Origin of the sequence: Ancylobacter crimeensis, assembly GCF_023016805.1 — a bacterium.
GTDB lineage: Bacteria > Pseudomonadota > Alphaproteobacteria > Rhizobiales > Xanthobacteraceae > Ancylobacter > Ancylobacter crimeensis.
The window spans coordinates 148,731-166,269 of record NZ_JALKCH010000007.1 but is presented as its reverse complement, the minus strand read 5'-3'; the positions used below and the strand labels follow the sequence as shown (position 1 = coordinate 166,269).

The 17,539-nt window shown below is 67.1% G+C and carries 18 protein-coding genes, 1 tRNA gene and 1 pseudogene; 14 read left to right on the top strand and 6 right to left on the bottom strand.

Annotation, left to right across the window (positions count from 1 at the left end):
- Positions 1-235: 235 nt before the first annotated feature.
- Together MWN34_RS12435 and MWN34_RS12430 are read right to left on the bottom strand one after the other, a co-directional pair.
- A complete protein-coding gene (locus MWN34_RS12435) occupies positions 236-1,696 on the bottom strand; it encodes an NAD-dependent succinate-semialdehyde dehydrogenase (RefSeq protein WP_247029613.1) in 1,461 nt (486 codons plus the stop codon).
- Between the two features lie 276 nt (positions 1,697-1,972).
- Positions 1,973-2,350 (bottom strand): helix-turn-helix domain-containing protein, encoded by a 378-nt coding sequence (locus tag MWN34_RS12430; protein WP_247029612.1) that lies wholly within the window; start codon positions 2,348-2,350, stop codon positions 1,973-1,975.
- A 305-nt stretch (positions 2,351-2,655) separates the two neighbouring features.
- Between MWN34_RS12430 and MWN34_RS12425 the strand changes: the two genes are divergently transcribed.
- The 4 genes and pseudogenes from MWN34_RS12425 to MWN34_RS12410 all read left to right on the top strand — a co-directional run.
- Positions 2,656-3,060 carry a hypothetical protein gene (locus tag MWN34_RS12425; RefSeq protein WP_247029611.1) on the top strand — a complete coding sequence of 135 codons (405 nt, stop codon included), beginning with the start codon at positions 2,656-2,658 and terminating at the stop codon, positions 3,058-3,060.
- A complete protein-coding gene (locus tag MWN34_RS12420; RefSeq protein WP_247029610.1) occupies positions 3,057-4,025 on the top strand; it encodes a relaxase/mobilization nuclease domain-containing protein in 969 nt (322 codons plus the stop codon). The genes MWN34_RS12425 and MWN34_RS12420 overlap by 4 nt, the downstream gene beginning before the upstream one ends.
- Before the next feature lie 154 nt (positions 4,026-4,179).
- Entirely contained in the window at positions 4,180-4,515 is a 336-nt protein-coding gene (locus MWN34_RS12415) for a hypothetical protein (RefSeq protein WP_247029609.1), read from the top strand.
- Positions 4,512-5,492: pseudogene (locus MWN34_RS12410) on the top strand (recombinase family protein); the annotation flags it as partial. The gene MWN34_RS12415 and the pseudogene MWN34_RS12410, both read left to right, overlap by 4 nt.
- Before the next feature lie 541 nt (positions 5,493-6,033).
- Here the strand turns inward: MWN34_RS12410 and MWN34_RS12405 are convergent.
- Positions 6,034-6,125 (bottom strand) — tRNA-Ser (locus MWN34_RS12405).
- 363 nt (positions 6,126-6,488) lie between these two features.
- On the opposite strand from MWN34_RS12405, the gene MWN34_RS12400 reads away from it, so the two are divergent.
- Complete coding sequence (locus MWN34_RS12400) at positions 6,489-6,950, top strand: HPP family protein (RefSeq protein WP_247029608.1); 462 nt, start codon at positions 6,489-6,491, stop codon at positions 6,948-6,950.
- 98 nt (positions 6,951-7,048) lie between these two features.
- On the opposite strand, the gene MWN34_RS12395 is transcribed toward MWN34_RS12400, so the two are convergent.
- Entirely contained in the window at positions 7,049-7,276 is a 228-nt protein-coding gene (locus MWN34_RS12395; RefSeq protein ID WP_247029607.1) for a hypothetical protein, read from the bottom strand.
- A 285-nt stretch (positions 7,277-7,561) separates the two neighbouring features.
- Between MWN34_RS12395 and MWN34_RS12390 the strand changes: the two genes are divergently transcribed.
- Positions 7,562-7,780 (top strand): hypothetical protein, encoded by a 219-nt coding sequence (locus MWN34_RS12390; RefSeq protein WP_247029606.1) that lies wholly within the window; start codon positions 7,562-7,564, stop codon positions 7,778-7,780.
- Positions 7,781-7,842: 62 nt separating this feature from the next.
- Here MWN34_RS12390 and MWN34_RS12385 read toward each other — a convergent pair whose 3' ends face one another.
- Positions 7,843-9,051 (bottom strand): MFS transporter, encoded by a 1,209-nt coding sequence (locus MWN34_RS12385; RefSeq protein WP_247029605.1) that lies wholly within the window; start codon positions 9,049-9,051, stop codon positions 7,843-7,845.
- Positions 9,052-9,310: 259 nt separating this feature from the next.
- The gene (locus tag MWN34_RS12380; RefSeq protein ID WP_247029604.1) at positions 9,311-9,478 is read right to left on the bottom strand and encodes a hypothetical protein; all 168 of its coding nucleotides are present in this window, start codon (positions 9,476-9,478) and stop codon (positions 9,311-9,313) included.
- Positions 9,479-9,675: 197 nt separating this feature from the next.
- Here MWN34_RS12380 and MWN34_RS12375 point away from each other — a divergent pair, with 197 nt between their 5' ends.
- The 8 genes from MWN34_RS12375 to MWN34_RS12340 all read left to right on the top strand — a co-directional run bounded on the left by MWN34_RS12375 (position 9,676) and on the right by MWN34_RS12340 (position 17,487).
- Positions 9,676-9,831 (top strand): hypothetical protein, encoded by a 156-nt coding sequence (locus MWN34_RS12375; RefSeq protein WP_247029603.1) that lies wholly within the window; start codon positions 9,676-9,678, stop codon positions 9,829-9,831.
- Positions 9,832-10,038: 207 nt separating this feature from the next.
- On the top strand, positions 10,039-10,749 hold the full coding sequence (locus MWN34_RS12370) for a GntR family transcriptional regulator (protein ID WP_247029602.1): 711 nt from the start codon (positions 10,039-10,041) through the stop codon (positions 10,747-10,749).
- Positions 10,746-11,420 carry a flavin reductase family protein gene (locus MWN34_RS12365; protein WP_247029601.1) on the top strand — a complete coding sequence of 225 codons (675 nt, stop codon included), beginning with the start codon at positions 10,746-10,748 and terminating at the stop codon, positions 11,418-11,420. Before MWN34_RS12370 ends, MWN34_RS12365 begins: the two co-directional genes overlap by 4 nt.
- Positions 11,421-11,762: 342 nt before the next feature.
- Positions 11,763-12,728 carry a galactofuranose ABC transporter, galactofuranose-binding protein YtfQ gene (ytfQ, locus tag MWN34_RS12360; protein ID WP_247029600.1) on the top strand — a complete coding sequence of 322 codons (966 nt, stop codon included), beginning with the start codon at positions 11,763-11,765 and terminating at the stop codon, positions 12,726-12,728.
- A gap of 416 nt (positions 12,729-13,144) precedes the next feature.
- Positions 13,145-14,722, top strand: a complete 1,578-nt coding sequence (locus MWN34_RS12355; protein ID WP_247029599.1) for a sugar ABC transporter ATP-binding protein — start codon at positions 13,145-13,147, stop codon at positions 14,720-14,722.
- Between the two features lie 10 nt (positions 14,723-14,732).
- The gene (locus tag MWN34_RS12350; RefSeq protein ID WP_247029598.1) at positions 14,733-15,716 is read left to right on the top strand and encodes an ABC transporter permease; all 984 of its coding nucleotides are present in this window, start codon (positions 14,733-14,735) and stop codon (positions 15,714-15,716) included.
- Positions 15,713-16,741, top strand: coding sequence for a galactofuranose ABC transporter, permease protein YjfF (yjfF, locus tag MWN34_RS12345; protein WP_247029597.1), 1,029 nt, complete (start codon positions 15,713-15,715; stop codon positions 16,739-16,741). Before MWN34_RS12350 ends, yjfF begins: the two co-directional genes overlap by 4 nt.
- The gene (locus MWN34_RS12340) at positions 16,738-17,487 is read left to right on the top strand and encodes a FadR/GntR family transcriptional regulator (protein WP_247029596.1); all 750 of its coding nucleotides are present in this window, start codon (positions 16,738-16,740) and stop codon (positions 17,485-17,487) included. The genes yjfF and MWN34_RS12340 overlap by 4 nt, the downstream gene beginning before the upstream one ends.
- Positions 17,488-17,539: the final 52 nt, after the last annotated feature.

Genomic DNA, 17,539 nt, shown 5'->3' with positions numbered 1-17,539 from the left:
TACGACCGCTACGGAATGATATATTACGCTGCGTTAGCGATATTTACCTTGCGTAATATTAAATGTATAACTGGATTACATTGGATGACTTCACCAACAGAAAGGCCCCTGACGCAGCGATCATGCGGCAGGGGCCTTCGGATATGCGTTATCTGATCTTCTATCGAGCGGTCAGGCGACGACCAACCTGTACGTCATGCCGCATCGCCCCTTGCGTCAGCCAAAGGATAGGGTCTCAGCCCAGACCCGCGACCAGCATGTATTTCTTCTCGACAAACTCGTCGATGCCGTGATGGGAGCCCTCGCGGCCATAGCCGCTCTCCTTCACGCCTCCGAAAGGCGCGAGTTCCGTAGAGACCAGCCCGGAATTGATTCCGACGATGCCGTATTCGAGTGCCTCGCCGACCCGGAAGACCCGGCCGATATCGCGCGCGAAGAAATAGGCCGCCAGGCCGAACTCGGTCGCATTGGCGGCCGCGATCACCTCGTCTTCGGTCTCGAAGCGGAACACAGGGGCAACCGGCCCGAACGTCTCCTCGCGCGCCACCACCATCTGCGCGGTGACGTCGGACAGTACGGTCGGCTCGAAGAACGTCCCGCCCAGTGAGGACCGCTTGCCGCCGAGCACGATCTTCGCCCCCTTCGCGGTCGCGTCGGCGAGATGGGCCTCCACCTTCTCGATCGCCTGCTCGTTGATCAGGGGCCCCTGCGTTACCCCGTCCTGCGTGCCCTCCCCGAGCTTCAGCTTGCCGACCGCGGCGGCGAGCTTCTCGACGAAGGCGTCATAGATGCCCGCCTGCGCGTAGAGCCGGTTCGCGCACACGCAGGTCTGACCCATGTTGCGGAACTTGGAGAGCATCGCCCCCTCGACCGCCGCATCGAGGTCGGCGTCGTCGAAGACGATGAACGGCGCATTGCCGCCCAGTTCCAGCGCCACCTTCTTCACGGTGGTGGCGCACTGCTTCATCAGCAGCTTGCCGATCTCGGTGGAGCCGGTGAAGCTCACCACCCGCACCGCCGGATGACTGGTGAGCACGCCGCCGATCGCCCGCGCTTCGCCGGTGATGATGTTCACCGTGCCCGCCGGCAGCCCGGCCCGCTCCGCCAGAATGGCGAGGGCGAGTGCGGTGAGCGGGGTATCTTCGGCCGGCTTGGTCACCGTGGTGCAACCGGCGGCAAGCGCGGGGGCGATCTTGCGGGTGATCATCGCAGCCGGGAAATTCCAGGGCGTGATCGCCGCGACCACGCCGGTCGCCTGGCGCACCACCAGGATGCGGGCGTCGGCACGATGGCTCGGCAGCGTTTCGCCGGCGATGCGCTTGGCCTCCTCGGCATAGAACTCGACATAGGCGGCAGCATAGTCGATCTCGCCCCGCGCCTCTGCCAGCGGCTTGCCCTGCTCGGAGGTGAGGATGAGGGCAAGGTCGTCGCGATTGGCGATGATCAGGTCGAACCAGCGCCGCAGCAGCGCGGAGCGCTCCTTCGCCGTCTTCGCCGCCCACGGCTTGAAGGCCCGTTGCGCCGCCTCGACCGCTGCCACAGCCTCGTCCGCGCCGAGCCGCGGCACCATGCCGACTACGGCCCCGGTCGCCGGATTGTGCACCTCGAACCCACCCTCGCCGACCCATGCCCCATCGATGAAGCACTGGCGGCGCAGCAGGTCGGGATCCTTGAGCGGCAGGGAAGCGGCGGTCATGGCAAAGACTCCGTGGCAGAGGCGGGAAAACGCAAGAGAACGGCCCGCATGCAGCGGCGAAGCGCGGCGGATGTCAATGCGAGAACATGCGTCGCGTTCGCCCCGCGGTCGTTCCATCGACGGCGGAGACAAGCTCCGCCTGCTGAACAGCCGGAGCCTCGCGATTCCTCCGCCGCGCCGTTCCGGCAGCACGCAAGAACGGCGGCGGTCGCGGCGACACAACATCCACACGCCAGCCCGGCGAAACGCCGTCCCAAGGCATGGGCCTGCCCGGCATCAGCTCCCGGGCAGCTCGATCACCGGCCCGAACTCCAGATCGTCCGCACTGTACCGATCCAGCCGGCCGGGAAGGTAATAGATGTCGTTGATCTGGTCGTGCTCGGCGACTGTCCACGCCGGCTCGTCGCCCCGCAGCCGCGCCCAGACGAAGCGGACGACATCGGTGTCCTGCACGGGCTGCCTTGTCGGCGGCTCGACGGGCATATGCCCCGCCTCCGCCAACGTCGCGATCTGGCTGGCGACCGTATCGGGAATGGCCTTTCCGCCGGTCGCCCAGCGGCGCGCCGTCCGGATATCCACGCCCAGCACCTTGGCAATCGCGGCGGGCGAGGTGCCGAGCTTCGCGAGAGCGGCCTGGAATTCGTCAGAGGTCATGGTGATAAGGCTCCGGTTCGGCGCGAAGGTCTAGCCCGCCCGAAGCCCGCAAGCCACCCGGGACATTCCGGCCGGGGCGGCGGGCAGGAGCCACCCCTCGCCGCGCGAACATACAAGATGGTTTTGAGCCCGGCATCGCCGAGCGAAATGGCGGGAGACCGTGCAGGCTCGGCGTAAAACGATCAACACTATCAAGGGGAAATGGCGGAGAGGGAAGGAGAAACTTCGAACCTCCTTTTCGAGACGCTAACCGATTGGGAACGGCAGCTAAAGCGCTCTAACATTCAATTGTAGGGGCGGCGGCTATGCGCCAGCCCCGTCCCGCGCCGCTGTCGATCCGCTTAACGTTCGCGGAGCGCGCCGCCCTTGTCGAACGGGCGGCGGGGCATCCGCTCGGAGCCTATATCAAGGCCACCCTATTCGAGCAGCCGGAACGGCTGCGCGCCCGCAGGTCATCCGTCCATGACGATCAGGCGCTCGGGCAGGTGCTGGCCTTGCTGGGCCGCTCGCACCTTGCGAATAACCTCAATCAGTTGGCCAAGGCCGCCAATATGGGGGTGCTGCCGGTCACCCCCGAACTCGAAGACGAATTGCAGGTCGCCTGCGCTGAAATCCACGAGATGCGGGCGCTCCTCCTGAAGGCGCTCGGCATCGCGGTTCAAAATTCCCCGCCCTCGCTGTGCGATGCCTTTGCGAGGGCCGCGCAATGATCCTCAAGGGCTCCCAGCGTCAGGGTGCGCGGCGACTGGCCTCCCACCTGCTTAATGACCGTGACAACGATCATGTCTCGGTCACGGAACTACGTGGCTTTGCTGCTAGCGACCTGTTCGGCGCGATGGCAGAGGTGGAGGCCATCACCAAAGGCACGAAGTGCGTCCAATCGGTCTTCTCGCTGAGCCTCAACCCTCCGAAGGACGCGGAAGTCGGGATCGACGGGTTCATCTCCGCCGCTGACCGGGCCGAGGAAAAACTCGGCCTGAAGGACCAGCCCCGCGCCATCGTCATTCATGAGAAGAACGGGCGCAGGCACGCGCATGTCGTGTGGTCGCGCATCGACGCCGCCGAGATGACGGCGGTCAACCTGCCGTTCTTCAAAACCAAACTCGCCGCGCTCTCGAAGGAGCTTTACCTCGAACACGGCTGGGAGCTGCCGGACGGCCACAAGGTGGGCGGTGGGAAGAACCCGCTCAACTACACACTCGCCGAGTGGCAACAGGCCAAGCGGCAGGACATGGACCCGCGCGAGATCAAACAGATTTTCGCGGGAGCGTGGCAGCATTCAGACAGCCTAGCGGGCTTCAGGAACGCGCTCGAAGAGCAAGGATATTACCTCGCCAAGGGCGACCGGCGCGGCTTCGTGGCGGTTGATCTCAACGGCGAGGTCTATTCCGTCGCCCGCCACGCTGGGGTGAAGGCGAAGGAAGTAAGCCGGAAGCTGGGGTCGCCGGACGCCCTGCCGGGCGTTTTGGAGGTGCAGGATCAGCTAGGCGAGAAGGTAAGGACGCAAGTCCGCGCCTTCCTGCGCGAGGATCGGGCGGCCAAACGCCAAGAGACGGCACGCCGGGTTGTAGCGGCAGGCAAACGCTCTGGCCGATCAAACGACGCACGGCACGGAACAGCATCTTCTGCTCGGCCTTCGAGCGTGCATCAGTCTGCTGTTTCGGGTCGTCGATAATACCCAATTTACCCGCCTGTTTACCTGAGACGATCTCGCCTCTGCTCAATTACATAAGAATACGAATGTATGCGCGGCGCGCATTCATTGAGAATCCATACCCCGATTAGGTACAATAGTATTATGGGAAACACGGACAAGGAAGGGTGCTGACATGAAAGAGCCTGTCCCGCCCATTCCAGACCAAGCCGTCCCGGTTCCGGCTCTGCGCTTCGACTTCGAGGCATATCGCCACTATGTCGAGGGCGAGAACCTAACCGAGGAAGAGCAGCGACAATTGCTCGATGCGGTTTGGCGCGTCGTGACAGGTTTCGTCGATCTTGGATTCCATATCCATCCCGTGCAGCAGGCGCTCGATGTGGGTAAGCGGCGAAGCACGCTGGCTGAAGACGCCTTCGCCGGTCTATCCTGCGCGAAGGAATTCAACCAAAAATCGATTGGGAAGGCCGCGCACGCAGCATCGCGTGCGGCGGAAAGTGGGGAGTCATGAGCACCGGGTCATCGGATAAGGCCGTCATCTATTGCCGCGTGTCGAGCGTCGCCCAGCTTCAGAAGGGCCACGGCATCGCCTCGCAGGAAACCCGCTGCCGCGAGTTCGCGCGCATGAAGGGTTATGATGTCATGCAGGTCTTTACCGATGAGGCCGTGTCCGGCGGCATGATCGACCGTCCCGGCATCCGCACGATGCTCGGATTTCTGCGTGCCAAGCGAAAGACGGAAAGCCTCGTCGTCATAATTGACGACATTTCGCGTCTGGCGCGCGACATCAAAGCCCATCTGGAATTACGAGCCGCCATCGCCGACGCTGGCGCGCGGCTCGAAAGCCCGTCCGTCGAGTTCGGCGAGGATTCAGATTCGATCCTCGTCGAGAACCTGCTTGCAAGCGTCTCGCAGCATCAGCGCCAGAAGAACGCAGAGCAAACGCGCAACCGTATGCGCGCTCGCGCCTCTAACGGCTATTGGCCTTTCATTTCGTGCATCGGCTATCGCTTCGTTTCCAAACCCGGCGAAGGTCGGGTGCTCGTCCGCGACGAACCACTGGCCTCGATCATTCAGGAAGGGCTCGAAGGCTACGCCTCGGGCCGCTTCCAGCTACAGGCGGAAGTGAAGCGCTTCTTTCAAGCCCACGCGGCCTTCCCGAAGGACGCGCGGGGCGAAGTGCGCAATCAGTATGTCTCCGACATTCTGACCAAGCCACTCTACGCCGGTTACATCGAAGTGCCGGATTGGGGCGTTTCGATGCGCAAGGGCAAACACGAAGGGCTGATCGACCTTCAGACCTTCGAACGGATTCAGCAGCGCATCAAGGCGGGCGCGAAGCAGCCCGCCCGCGCTGACGTGAGGGAGGATTTTCCGCTGCGCGGGTCGATTGCCTGCGCTGACTGCGGCAAACCGCTCACCTCCTGCTGGTCCACTAGCAAGACGGGCGAAAAGCATCCTTACTACATGTGCTTTGCCGCTGGCTGCGCCCGCAGGGGTAAGTCGATCCGGCGCGAACGCCTCGAAGGCGCGTTCAAGGAACTCCTCGAACGCCTGACGCCAAGCCCGCGCCTGTTCGAGCTTGCGCGCGCGATGTTCCGCGATGCGTGGAACCAGCGCGATCAACACGCGCGCGCCGTCGCGCAGACTCAGGAGCGCGAAGCGGCGAGAATCGAGAAACAGATTTCGACGCTGCTGGATCGCATCGTTGACGCCACCTCGTCGTCGGTCGTTGCCGCCTACGAGAAGCGCATCGCGGAATTGGAGCGCGCGAAGCTGCTGCTGGACGAACAGCGCCAACAGGTCACGCCTCGCGCGGGCACCTTCGACGATCTTTTCGAACTCGCCATGGGCTTCCTCGCAAGCCCTTCAAAAATCTGGGAAATGGGTAAGCTGGAATACCGCAAACTGGTGCTCCAACTCACATTCGCCGACAAGCTGGCATGGTCGCCGGAAACGGGTTTTCGAACCCCGGAAACGACTATGCCTTTCAAGATGTTAGAGGCTTTGAGCAGCCCCAATGGTGGGATGGCGGAGACGGAGGGATTCGAACCCTCGAGACCCTTTTGGGGGTCTGCTCATTTAGCAAACGAGTGCCTTCAGCCTCTCGGCCACGTCTCCAGGCCGGCAAGCGACCGGCGCCCTGTCTAGGTTTACGGGCGCGCCGGGTCAAGCGCTAAAGCGGGATCATGCACCGCCGCGTGAGGTCAGCGGCCCGCACTCCGGCGGGGCATCCCGGCAGCACGGTCGAGGCATCCTCGCCGCTTCCGGCCACCCCCGCCATCCACCTCGCCTATCGATTCTTCCGCGGGATCGATTGGACATCCCCGGCGGTGCGCCGCTTCCTCGCGGTCCCGGCCGGCAGGCTTGCCGCAGCCATCCCCGTTCAGCGCGGAGCACCCAATGTCCGACACGCAAGCCCAAAGCGTGCAAGCCCGAAGCGCGGATGAAGCCGCGAAGCGTGGAGGCCTCGCGCAGCCTGTCATGCAGAGCCTCACGATGCTGCCTTTCGGTGCCGCCGCGCGGGCCGGTTTCGGCGGGTTCCTCGCCATCTTCTGCCTTGCCGGCCTTACCGCCTATCTGGACAGGCTGCTGCTGATCGCGCCCTTCGGCGCCACCTGCGTGCTGGTGTTCGCGCTGCCGGACAGCCCGCTGGCGCAGCCGCGCAACGTGATCGGCGGCCATCTCATCTCGAGCGCCGTGGGCCTTTCGGTGCTGGCGCTGCTCGGGCCGGGGCCGCTCGCCCTTGCGCTGGGGGTAGGCCTTGCCATCGGCGCGATGGTGCTGACGCGCACGCTGCATCCGCCGGCGGGCGCCGATCCGATCGTCGTCATACTGGCGGGCGCGTCCTGGCCGTTCCTGCTTGCGCCGGTGCTGGTCGGAACGGTGTTCCTCGTCCTGCTGTCCCGCGCCTACCGGGCCGTATGGCGGCGGCGAACCGCCTGACGGCAGGCGTCGAGGACACCCCCTCACGCCCCGCTCCTTGTCGCGAGGGCGGGACATGAGTGGGCTGGCCGTTCAGAGCTAGGCCCGCCTGCGCTGTTTCAGGACGGGCAGGCCGCGAACTGGCCCTTCTTCGGGCCCGAAGCGACGTGGCACTTGCCGTTCGCATCCTTCGTCACGGCGGGGGCCGCAGGCGCGGTCATCGTGGCGGCGGGCGCGGGGCATTTGATGAACTTGCCCTTGGCATCCTTGCATTGCTCGGCGGCGAGCGCGCTGCCCGCTCCGACGAGAGAGAAGAGGGCGGCGGCAACAATCATCTTCCGGATCATGACGTTTCCTCGATCATGATGTGCGTTCAGGGCTCCTGCCCTGCACGAAACATGGCGCGCGGCGCGGACCCGTCAACGGAGCATCGTGAGAAGGACATCGCCGGAATAAGTAGGCGGTGCCGCGCGGTGCCCCGCCATCCGACGGTGCCGGAACGGCAGCCGCAGCGGCACGGAAACATCGTCGACACGCGTGCCCGTTGCGGCGAGCCCGCCGGTAAGGGCATGCTCCGTCGCGCGGACGCTCCGTCACCGGATCGCGACACCGCACAGGAAAGGACGGAAGCGATGGGTGTGTTCGTTCGGCTGCTGCTGTTCGTCTCCGGCGCCGTAGCCGGCTGGTTCGTGCCGCGTGAGTGGGTCGGCTACTACATCGTGCAGATGGTGGTGGGGCTGGTCATCGTCTGGATTCTTTGCGTTCTGATTCTCTATGGTCCGCGCCTGCTGCGCTCCCGTCGCTCCGGTCCACCGGACACCGGCAGCGACAAGGCCGGCGGGAAGAGTTGAGGGCCGGGCGAGACCCGACGGGGGCGTCGCCCCATCCCGCCCTGCCCCGCCCCACTTCGCAGTCAGCTGGGCGAACCCTGCGCGGCGTCTCCCGCCATGGCCTGCATACGGCGCAGCCACAGTGCCACGGCAAGCCCCGCCAGTGCCGCACCGGCGCCGATCAGGAACACACTGCGATAGCCGGCACGGTCCGCCAGCAGCCCGGCAACGGGGCCGGTCAGCCCATAGGCGAGGTCCTGGAACGCCGAAAACCCGCCGAGCGCCGTGCCGCGCAGATGCGGCTCGACAAGGCGCACCACCTCCCGCCCCATGGCCGGGAAGATCATCGAGCAGCCGAGCCCGGTGAGAAACGCTCCGAGCAGCGCCAGCGCCGGCCCGTTCGCGGCGAAGATCATCGCCTGCCCCACCGCCTCCACGCCCAGCGAGCCGATCGCGACCGGCAGTCCGCCGATGCGGTCGGGCAAATGGCCGAACAGCATGCGCACCAGAACGAAGCCGCCGCCGAAGGCGGTGAGGCCGAGGCCGGCATGGGCCCAGCCGCGATCGAGGAAATAGAGCGCGAAGAAGGCCCCGATGGCTGCAAAGCCGATGCCCTGCAGGCACACGATGGCGCCGTGCGGCCCGATGCGCCCGACCACGCGGAGGAAGGACGGGCGCGCCTTCGCCGAGACCACCGGCACGCCGGCGAGGGGCGCGATCGCAAGAAGGCCGAGGCAGGGCAAGGCCGCGCTCACCGCCATGGCGCCGGCAAAGCCCAGCCGCTCGAACAGAGCGAGGCCGATCGGCCCGCCCACGGCCAGCGCGCCGTAAAGCGCGGCTCCGACCAGCGCCAGAACCTTGCCCGAGCGTGCCGGCCCGACAAGGCCGATGCCCCAGGCGATGATGCCGACCGCGACGAGGCTCTCGCCGAGCCCGATGAGCAGCCGTCCGGCGATCAGCACGGCGTAGCCGGCGAGCGGCGTGCCCGCCATCATCCCCGTCAGCGCGGAGGCCGCCGCGCCCACCACATAGAAGCCGAGCCCGCGTCCTACCGCGACCTTGGCGCCATGGCGATCCGACAGGCTGCCGGCAAACCCGCGGGTGAGGATGGTCGACAGGAAGGCGATGCCCACGGCGAGGCCCGCCCAGACATTGCCGAGCCCGAGTTCGCCGCTCACATAGACCGGCACCACCGGCAGCGAAATGGCGACGCAGAGATAGGAGAGGAAGAGAATGCCGGCGAGGAGCAGGAGACGCCCCTGCGCCGGATCGCGCACTGTTTGGAAAGCCATGGGTTGCTCCCGGCTGTTCCCCGAACGACGGCATGAAAAAACGCACTCCGACCGTCGAGGATCGTTGAGTGCGTTGGTTGACGTCGAACGCTTACGGCCAGCGCAGCCGGCGGAGGGGAGTTAAGGCGAGAGGAAAGCCTGTGTCAATGCGGCTCATGAAAATCGGCGGGCATCCCCCGCAGCACGATCATCATCGCATACGATTGGCCGCTCAAGGGCTCATGGGGCCGGAATGAAAGAATGCCGGCCGAAGCTCCGCTCATGCCGTTCCGTCGACGATCCACATGAAGAAAATCGCGACGGGATAGGGCACCCAGGTCGGCAGGATCGAATAGGGATGGCCCTTGGGAAGATAACCGCCCCGCCTGCGGGATTGAATCACGTCCATCCGCGCAGCTCGGGCACGGTCGAACATCGAGGTCGACATGCCACTCTCCTTGCCCCGACAGAGTCGAGCGGGAAAATCATGGCACGGAACCCAGCGTCATGCGCGGTATGTTGCTAGGGTCTGATTGCCTGTAAATCAGGGACATCTCCGTCCTTTAGCGCCGCAAATCACAGCAGTGGAACCAAAATCCCCGGTTACCGTTAGTGGTGGGCTTGGAAACCGGAGTGGAGTACCCCATGGACCGCAACGTGCTTTACGCCATCATTGCCTTCCTCGTCGTCGTGGCCGGCATTGCCGGCGTCTATGCCTTTCGCGAACATGAGAAAGACGAGAAGTCGCTCGAGATCCAGATCGGCCCCAACGGCGTGAAGGTCGACCCGCCGTCGAAATAAGCGCTTCGGCGCCCGCCGGCTTCGCCCTGCCCGACCGCACATTACGGTCCGGGCGGAGCGGCGGCTGCAAGCCGCAAGCCGGCATGACAGATCGTATGCACATTCAAAGCCATCCATCGACCGAACGTCCCGAATGGGTGCGCTTGAGTGGAGATGAATCGCATGCAATCATGCGGTCATCCGCTTCATGCAGCGAGGCAGGCGCCCATGTCGCTGTCCCCGTCATCCGCCGGTCTTTCCCGTACCGGAGGCCTCCACGCCGCCCTGCGCCTCGCGATCCTCGAGCAGCAGCTCGCCCCCGGCGCACGCCTGCCGGAAGACGCCATCGGCGAGGCTTTCGGCACCAGCCGCACCATCGCGCGCGAGGCCCTCGGCCGGCTGGCGGTGGAAGGGCTGGTCGAGCTGAGGCCCAATCGCGGCGCCTTCGTCGCAAGTCCCAGCGTCGATGAGGTGCGACAGGCTTTCGCGGTGCGCCGCGGGCTGGAGCGCGTGGTGGTCCAGACCCTCGCCGGCCAGATGAAGCCCGCCGGGCTCACGCGTCTGCGTGCCCATCTGGCTGCCGAGCGGGAGGCGGAGGAGCATCACGCCGCCGGCGCGATCCGCCTGGCCGGCGAGTTCCACCTGCTGCTCGCCGAGCTCACCGGCAATGCGCTGCTTCAACGCTATGTCACGGAGGTCGTCTCGCGCTGTTCGCTCGGCCTCGCCACGCATGCCCGCCCGCATTCCGCCGATTGCGGCTGCCGCGAGCATGCCGGCCTCGTCGAGGCGCTGTCGGCGGGCGACACAGCCGGTGCGGAGGCGCTGATGGAGGCGCACCTTGCCGCACTCGCCCGCCGCGCCCGGCTGGATGAGGCGCCGGAGCCGGACATCCGCGCCGTGCTGGCCCCCTACGCCTCACGCCTGAAGGGAACCCGATGACCACGCCACTCCTGCCCGATGCCTCGCCGGAGCACGTCGCCTTCGACTTCGCCGCCCTCACAGAGCGGGAGCGCTACAAGCTGATGATCGGCTCCATCGTGCCGCGCCCCATCGCGCTGGTGACGACGGTGGACCCGGAAGGCCGGGTGAACGCGGCGCCGTTCAGCTTCTTCAACTGCCTCTCCGCCGACCCGCCCATCCTCGCGCTGGGGGTGGAGAACCACGACGACATGAGCTTCAAGGACACCGCGCGCAATGTACGGCTGACGGAGGTGTTCACCGTCAACATCGTCTCGCGTGCCATCGCCGAAGCCATGCATGTCTGCGCCGTGCCGTTTCCGCCGGGGGTGGACGAACTCGCCGCCGCCGGCCTCACCGCGCTGCCGGGCGTGAAGGTCGCCTCACCCTTCATCGCGCAGGCGCCCGCCGCCTTCGAATGCCGCCGCCACATCACGCTGGAGCTTGGCCGGTCGCGCCAGATCATCCTCGGCGAGATCCTCTACGCCCATTACCGCAGCGAGGTGGCGGACCCTGCGCGCCTGCGCATCGACCCTGCCACGCTCGATGCCATCGCCCGTCTCGGCGGCAGCACATGCTGCACCATCCGCGACCGGTTCGAGATGCCGACCCCGAGCCTCGCGGAATGGGACGCCCGGCAGGCCGGGGAATGAAAGGCACGCTCCGCCGCTGATTCGGCGACCTCCCCGTCCCTCGCGCCTCCCGCCGTCATCCCAGCCAAAGCCCGGTCCTGATGCCGGCATCGTCCACGCTTCCGGGAACGGCAGGCTGGACGACGCGCCCTTCGCAGTCCCCGTTCTTCCCCGCTGCGCGGCGGCAGAGTGATGGAAAAAAGACGAACAGGCCGAAAGGCAGCACGCCGCTGCGTCACGTGATTTTTCATCTGAAAAGTCAAATAGTATGACTATTCAATCGTTCCAGACCGTGACATAAATCGTGGCGTCGGCAAGCGCCCTGGAGAATGGCGCGCCGCGATCCTCACGGGAGAAACGCCAATGACTTTCCGGGCACTTCTGCTCGCCAGCGCCTTCACCGGCGCGCTCTTCGCCACCGGCGCCCGCGCCGGCGACCTGACCATCGGATTCTCGCAGATCGGTTCCGAATCCGGCTGGCGCGCAGCCGAGACGACCGTTTCCAAGGCCGAGGCAAAGAAGCGGAACATCACCTTCAAGATCGCCGACGCCCAGCAGAAGCAGGAGAACCAGATCAAGGCGATCCGCTCCTTCATCGCGCAGGGCGTGGACGCCATCTTCCTTGCCCCCGTCGTCGCCACCGGCTGGGATGCGGTGCTCAAGGAAGCCAAGGAAGCCAACATCCCGGTCGTGCTGCTCGACCGCGACATAGACCCCTCGGGCAAGGACCTCTACCTCACCGCCGTGACCTCGGATTCGGTGCATGAGGGCAAGGTCGCCGGCGAGTGGCTGGCGAGCCAGGTCGGCGCCAAGGCCTGCAACGTGGTCGAGCTTCAGGGCACCGTCGGCGCCTCGGTGGCCACCAACCGCAAGAAGGGCTTCGAGGACGGCATCGCCGGCCATTCGAACATCAAGATCGTCCGCAGCCAGACCGGCGACTTCACCCGCGCCAAGGGCAAGGAAGTCATGGAAAGCTTCATCAAGGCCGAGGGCGGCGGCAAGAACATCTGCGCGGTCTACGCGCACAATGACGACATGATGGTCGGCGCCATCCAGGCCATGAAGGAAGCCGGGCTGAAGCCGGGCAAGGACATCCTCACCGTCTCCATCGACTCGGTGCCGGACATCTTCAAGGCGATGGCAGCCGGCGAGGCCAACGCCACCGTCGAGCTGACGCCGAACATGGCCGGCCCGGCCTTCGACGCCGTCATCGCCTACAAGTCGAAGGGCACCGTCCCGCCCAAGTGGATCCAGACGGAATCGAAGCTCTACACCCAGGCGGACGACCCGATGAAGATCTACGAGTCGAAGAAGGACCTCGGCTACTGAAGCCGGTCCCCGCGCGCGGACCCGAGCGCCGCGAGAGCGACGCGCTTCCTCTCCCCGAGGGGGAGAGGATTGGGGGGACGGCCGTCCCCCGCCCGTAGCGTCCTTCCCCTCGCCGACCCGCTGCGCGGGCCACCTCTCCCCGCCGGGGAGAGGAAAGAAGGGGAAAGGGTGCCGGCACCGGTTCTCGCGGGTGAGCACGGGCGCGGCGAAAGCGACGCACTCTCTCTCCCCGGCGGGAGGGGGTTGGGGCGAGTGGCCTTCCGCTCCATCGGCCTCCGCCCGTGAGGGAAGACAGCCACATCTTCCCCACGCCTTCCCTGTGGACGGCGCCGGCTTTTCCACCGGGCCGCCCACAGCTTCTCCACCGCCGCCCGAACCCGCCAACCCGCCTGCCCGTTCGCGTTTCCGAGGTTGCCATGGCCGCTCCACACGCCGACCAGCCCAGCGCCGCAGCCGGCTCCGCTCGCCCGGCCTCCGGCGCGCCGCTGCTCGAGCTGACCGGCTTCTCGAAATCCTTCGGCCCCTTCACCGCGCTCGACGCGGTGTCGCTCACGCTCCGGGCCGGCGAGATCCATGCGCTGCTCGGCGAGAACGGCGCCGGCAAGTCGACCCTCATCAAGACCATGACGGGCGTGGTCCAGCGCGATGCCGGCGTGATGCGGCTGGAGGGCGTTCCGGTCATGCCGCGCTCCGCCGGCGAGGCGACCGCGGCGGGGCTTGCCACCGTCTACCAGGAGGTCAACCTCGCGCCGAACCTCACGGTGGCGCAGAACCTCTTTCTGGGCCGCCAGCCGACCTTCCTCGGCATCGTCCGCGAGCGTGAGATGCGCCGCAGGGCCCGCGCCGTTCTGGCGGATTTCGATCTCGACATCGACGTGTCCGCGCCGCTGGAGAGCTATTCCGTCGCCATTCGGCACATCGTCGCCATCGCCCGCGCGGTGGATCAGTCGGCGCGCGTGCTGATCCTCGACGAGCCGACCGCCAGCCTCGACGCCCATGAGGTCGAGGTGCTGTTCGCGGTGATGCGCAAGCTCGCCGCGCGCGGCATCGGCATCATCTTCGTCACCCATTTCCTCGATCAGGTCTATGCGATCTGCGACCGCATCACGGTGCTGCGCAACGGCCGGCTCGCCGGCACCGGTACCATCGCCGAGATGCCGCGCATGACGCTGGTGCGCACCATGCTGGGCCGCGAGCTGGCCGAGGCGACCGCCGAGCGCCACGAGCGCGCCGACCTCTCCGCCGCGCCAGAGCTGGTGCGACTCGAAGGTTTCGGCAAGGCCGGCTATGTCGCGCCCTTCGACCTCACTCTGCGCCGTGGCGCTGTGGTGGGGCTCGCCGGCCTGCTCGGCTCCGGCCGCACCGAGACTGCGCGCCTCGTCTTCGGCGCCGAGCGCGCCGACAGCGGCAGCGCGACGCTCGACGGCAGGCCGGTCGCCCTCACCGGCCCGCGCGAGGCGCTGACGCTCGGCTTCGGCTATTGCCCGGAGGAGCGCAAGACCGAGGGCATCGTCGCCGACCTCACCGTGCGCGAGAACATCGTGCTGGCGCTTCAGGCCCGGCGCGGCGTTCTGAAGCCGCTCTCGCGCGCCGAGCAGGACGAGATCGCGAAGCGCTTCATCCGCCTGCTCGACATCCGCCCGCCGGACCCGGAACGGCCCATCGGCCTGCTCTCCGGCGGCAACCAGCAGAAGGCGCTGCTCGCCCGCTGGCTCGCCACGCAGCCGCGCCTGCTCATTCTCGACGAGCCGACCCGCGGCATCGATGTCGGCGCCCATGCCGAGATCATCGCGCTGATCCGCACCCTGTGCGCGGAAGGCATGGCGCTGCTCGTCGTCTCCTCGGAGCTGGAGGAGATCGTCACCTATGCCGACGAGGTGATCGTGCTGCGCGACCGCGCCCATGTCGCCAGCCTCACCGGCGCGGCGATCACCGTGCCGGCCATCCTCGCCGCCATCGCCGAGGACGGCGAAGCGACGGCGAACGCGGCGTGAGAGGGTGCCCATGACCGTGAAGCTGCCCCGCATCGGCACCGCGCAGATTCTGGCGCTCGCCGCCATCCTCGCCATCAACGGCTTCGTCTCGCCGCAGTTCTTCGACATCCGGCTCCAGGACGGACGGCTGTTCGGCAGCCTGATCGACGTGCTGAACCGCGGCGCGCCGGTGGCCATCCTCTCGCTCGGCATGGTGCTGGTCATCGCAATGCGCGGCATCGACCTGTCGGTGGGCGCCGTCATGGCGATCTGCGGGGCGATCGCCGCCAGCCTGGCGGACGACCATTCGCTGGTCGTCACGCTGGCGGCGGCGCTGGGGGCGGGGCTCGCCTGCGGGCTGTGGAACGGCTTCCTCGTCGCGGTGCTCGGCATCCAGCCCATCGTCGCGACGCTGATCCTCATGGTGGCGGGGCGCGGCATCGCCCAGCTCATCACCGAGGGGCGCATCGTCACCTTCACCGATCCCGGCCTCGCCTTTCTCGGCGGCGGCTCGGTGCTCGGCGTGCCGACGCCGGTGGTCATCGCCCTCGCCATGCTGGCGCTGACGCTCATCGTGGTGCGCGGCACCGCGCTGGGGCTGATGATCGAGGCGACCGGCGGCAATCCCCGCGCGAGCGCGCTCGCCGGCATCGGCACCCGGCTCATCACTCTCGCGGTCTATATGTGGAGCGGGCTCTGCGCGGCGATCGCCGGCGTGGTTGCGGCGGCCGATATCCTCGGCGCGGACGCCAACAATGCCGGGCTGTGGCTGGAGCTCGACGCCATCCTCGCAGTGGTGATCGGCGGCACATCGCTGTTCGGCGGGCGCTTCTCGGTGGTGCTGGCGGTGGTCGGCGCACTCATCATCCAGGCGATGAACACCGGCATCCTGCTCTCCGGCTTCCCGCCGGAAATGAACCTCGTGGTCAAGGCCGTGGTGGTGCTGGTGGTGCTGCTGGCGCAGTCGCCCCGGCTGGCCTCGCTCGGTCTCATCTTCAGCCGGAGGCGCTCATGACCCCCGCATCTTCCAGCGTCTCCCGGCTGGTGCCGGTGGCGGCGACGACCGTGGTGTTCCTGCTCGGATTCCTCATCTGCGCCCTCACCTTCCCGAACTTCGCCTCGCTCCGGGTGGTGATGAACCTGCTCACCGACAATGCCTTTCTCGGAATCGTCGCCGTCGGCATGACCTTCGTCATCATCTCGGGCGGCATCGACCTGTCGGTCGGCTCGGTGATCGGCTTCTCCACCATCTTCCTCGCGCTCGCCATCGAGCGCTGGGGCATCCCGCCCTTCGCCGCCTTCGCCCTGCTGCTGGTGATCTGCGCGCTGTTCGGCGCGGCGATGGGGGCGGCGATCGAGTTCTTCGCCCTGCCGCCCTTCATCGTGACGCTGGCCGGCATGTTCCTGGCGCGGGGCACCGCCTTCCTGCTCTCCACCGATTCCATCCCGATCACCGCCGACCTCTACGGCCACCTCTCCGACCACGCGATCCGCCTGTCCGGCGGCGCCCGGCTCACCGTGCCGGCGATGGCGATGCTCGCAGTGGTGGCGGCCGGCATGGTGCTGCTGCACCTCACCCGGTTCGGCGCGAATGTCTATGCGCTCGGCGGCAGCCGGCAGTCGGCGGGCCTCATGGGGATTTCGGTCGGACGCACGACGGTGCTCATCTACACCCTGTCGAGCGTGCTCGCCGGCCTGTCGGGCATCGTGTTCTCGCTCTACACCTCGTCCGGCTATTCGCTGTCCGGGGTGGGGGTCGAACTCGACGCCATCGCCGCCGTGGTGATCGGCGGCACCCTGCTCTCGGGCGGCTACGGCTTCGTGTTCGGCACCTTCGTCGGCGTGCTGATCCAGGGCCTGATCCAGACCTACATCAATTTCGACGGCACCCTGTCGAGCTGGTGGGCCAAGATCGCGACCGGTCTGCTGCTGTTCGGCTTCATCGGCTTCCAGCAGTTCACGCTCCACATGGCGCGCCGGCCCCGCCGCCGTGCCACAACGGGCTCAGCCGCAGCAAACGCCGCAGGAGCCGCCTCATGACCTCGCAGATCGTCGTCATCCCCACCCGCCGCGCCCATTCGAACCATGAGGAGGTGGCCCGTTCCATCGGCGTCGACATCATCGCCGGGCGCTACGGGGAAGGCGCCAAGCTGCCCGGCGATGCGGAGCTGACCGTGCTGTTCGGCGTCTCCCGCCCGGTGCTGCGCGAGAGCGTGAAGACCCTGGTCGCCAAGGGCCTGCTCTCCACCAAGGCGCGGGTCGGCACCGTGGTGCGCGAGCGCGCCGCCTGGAACATGTTCGACCCCGACGTGCTGGCCTGGCATCTCGACGCCGGCATCAACAAGCGATTCCTGCGCGACCTCGCCGAGATCCGCCTCGCGGTCGAGCCGCGGGCCGCGGCACTGGCGGCCGAGCGCCGCAGCGTTGAAGATATCCGGCTGATGCGTGACGCCGTCGGCCGCATGGCGCGCGAGAACAGCCGCAAGCCCGACGGCTCCCGCTCCGACGGCTTCGCCGAGGCCGACCTCTCGCTGCACCTGCATGTCGCGATCGCCTCCGGCAACCCCTTCATGCGCTCCATCGGCGCGGTGGTGGAGGCGGCGCTGCGCGCCTCCTTCGTGCTGAGCGCGCCCGCCGACGACCGCGAGTTCCAGATTTCCGTCGCCGCCCACGAGCGCATCGTCGATGCCATCGAGGATGGCGACGGCGAGGCGGCAGCCTCGGCGATGGCGAATGTCATCTTCACCGGCCTGCGGCGCCACGGCGCGGCGGGGGAGGTGAAGTAACGCCCGCCCCGCCTTCGCGCCCCTCCTTCGCCGTGCCTGCACCCTGCCCTTC

Excerpts from the sequence above, each read along its gene's own strand:
- MWN34_RS12395 (WP_247029607.1), bottom strand. The coding sequence starts at position 7,276 with ATGATCCGGAAGATGATTGTTGCCGCCGCCCTCTTCTCTCTCGTCGGA.
- MWN34_RS12390 (WP_247029606.1), top strand. The coding sequence starts at position 7,562 with ATGGGTGTGTTCGTTCGGCTGCTGCTGTTCGTCTCCGGCGCCGTAGCC.
- MWN34_RS12430 (WP_247029612.1), bottom strand. The coding sequence starts at position 2,350 with ATGACCTCTGACGAATTCCAGGCCGCTCTCGCGAAGCTCGGCACCTCG.
- MWN34_RS12415 (WP_247029609.1), top strand. The coding sequence starts at position 4,180 with ATGAAAGAGCCTGTCCCGCCCATTCCAGACCAAGCCGTCCCGGTTCCG.
- MWN34_RS12385 (WP_247029605.1), bottom strand. The coding sequence starts at position 9,051 with ATGGCTTTCCAAACAGTGCGCGATCCGGCGCAGGGGCGTCTCCTGCTC.
- ytfQ (WP_247029600.1), top strand. The coding sequence starts at position 11,763 with ATGACTTTCCGGGCACTTCTGCTCGCCAGCGCCTTCACCGGCGCGCTC.
- MWN34_RS12420 (WP_247029610.1), top strand. The coding sequence starts at position 3,057 with ATGATCCTCAAGGGCTCCCAGCGTCAGGGTGCGCGGCGACTGGCCTCC.
- MWN34_RS12370 (WP_247029602.1), top strand. The coding sequence starts at position 10,039 with ATGTCGCTGTCCCCGTCATCCGCCGGTCTTTCCCGTACCGGAGGCCTC.
- MWN34_RS12340 (WP_247029596.1), top strand. The coding sequence starts at position 16,738 with ATGACCTCGCAGATCGTCGTCATCCCCACCCGCCGCGCCCATTCGAAC.
- MWN34_RS12435 (WP_247029613.1), bottom strand. The coding sequence starts at position 1,696 with ATGACCGCCGCTTCCCTGCCGCTCAAGGATCCCGACCTGCTGCGCCGC.
- MWN34_RS12365 (WP_247029601.1), top strand. The coding sequence starts at position 10,746 with ATGACCACGCCACTCCTGCCCGATGCCTCGCCGGAGCACGTCGCCTTC.
- MWN34_RS12425 (WP_247029611.1), top strand. The coding sequence starts at position 2,656 with ATGCGCCAGCCCCGTCCCGCGCCGCTGTCGATCCGCTTAACGTTCGCG.
- MWN34_RS12375 (WP_247029603.1), top strand. The coding sequence starts at position 9,676 with ATGGACCGCAACGTGCTTTACGCCATCATTGCCTTCCTCGTCGTCGTG.
- MWN34_RS12350 (WP_247029598.1), top strand. The coding sequence starts at position 14,733 with ATGACCGTGAAGCTGCCCCGCATCGGCACCGCGCAGATTCTGGCGCTC.
- MWN34_RS12400 (WP_247029608.1), top strand. The coding sequence starts at position 6,489 with ATGCAGAGCCTCACGATGCTGCCTTTCGGTGCCGCCGCGCGGGCCGGT.
- yjfF (WP_247029597.1), top strand. The coding sequence starts at position 15,713 with ATGACCCCCGCATCTTCCAGCGTCTCCCGGCTGGTGCCGGTGGCGGCG.
- MWN34_RS12355 (WP_247029599.1), top strand. The coding sequence starts at position 13,145 with ATGGCCGCTCCACACGCCGACCAGCCCAGCGCCGCAGCCGGCTCCGCT.
- MWN34_RS12380 (WP_247029604.1), bottom strand. The coding sequence starts at position 9,478 with ATGTCGACCTCGATGTTCGACCGTGCCCGAGCTGCGCGGATGGACGTG.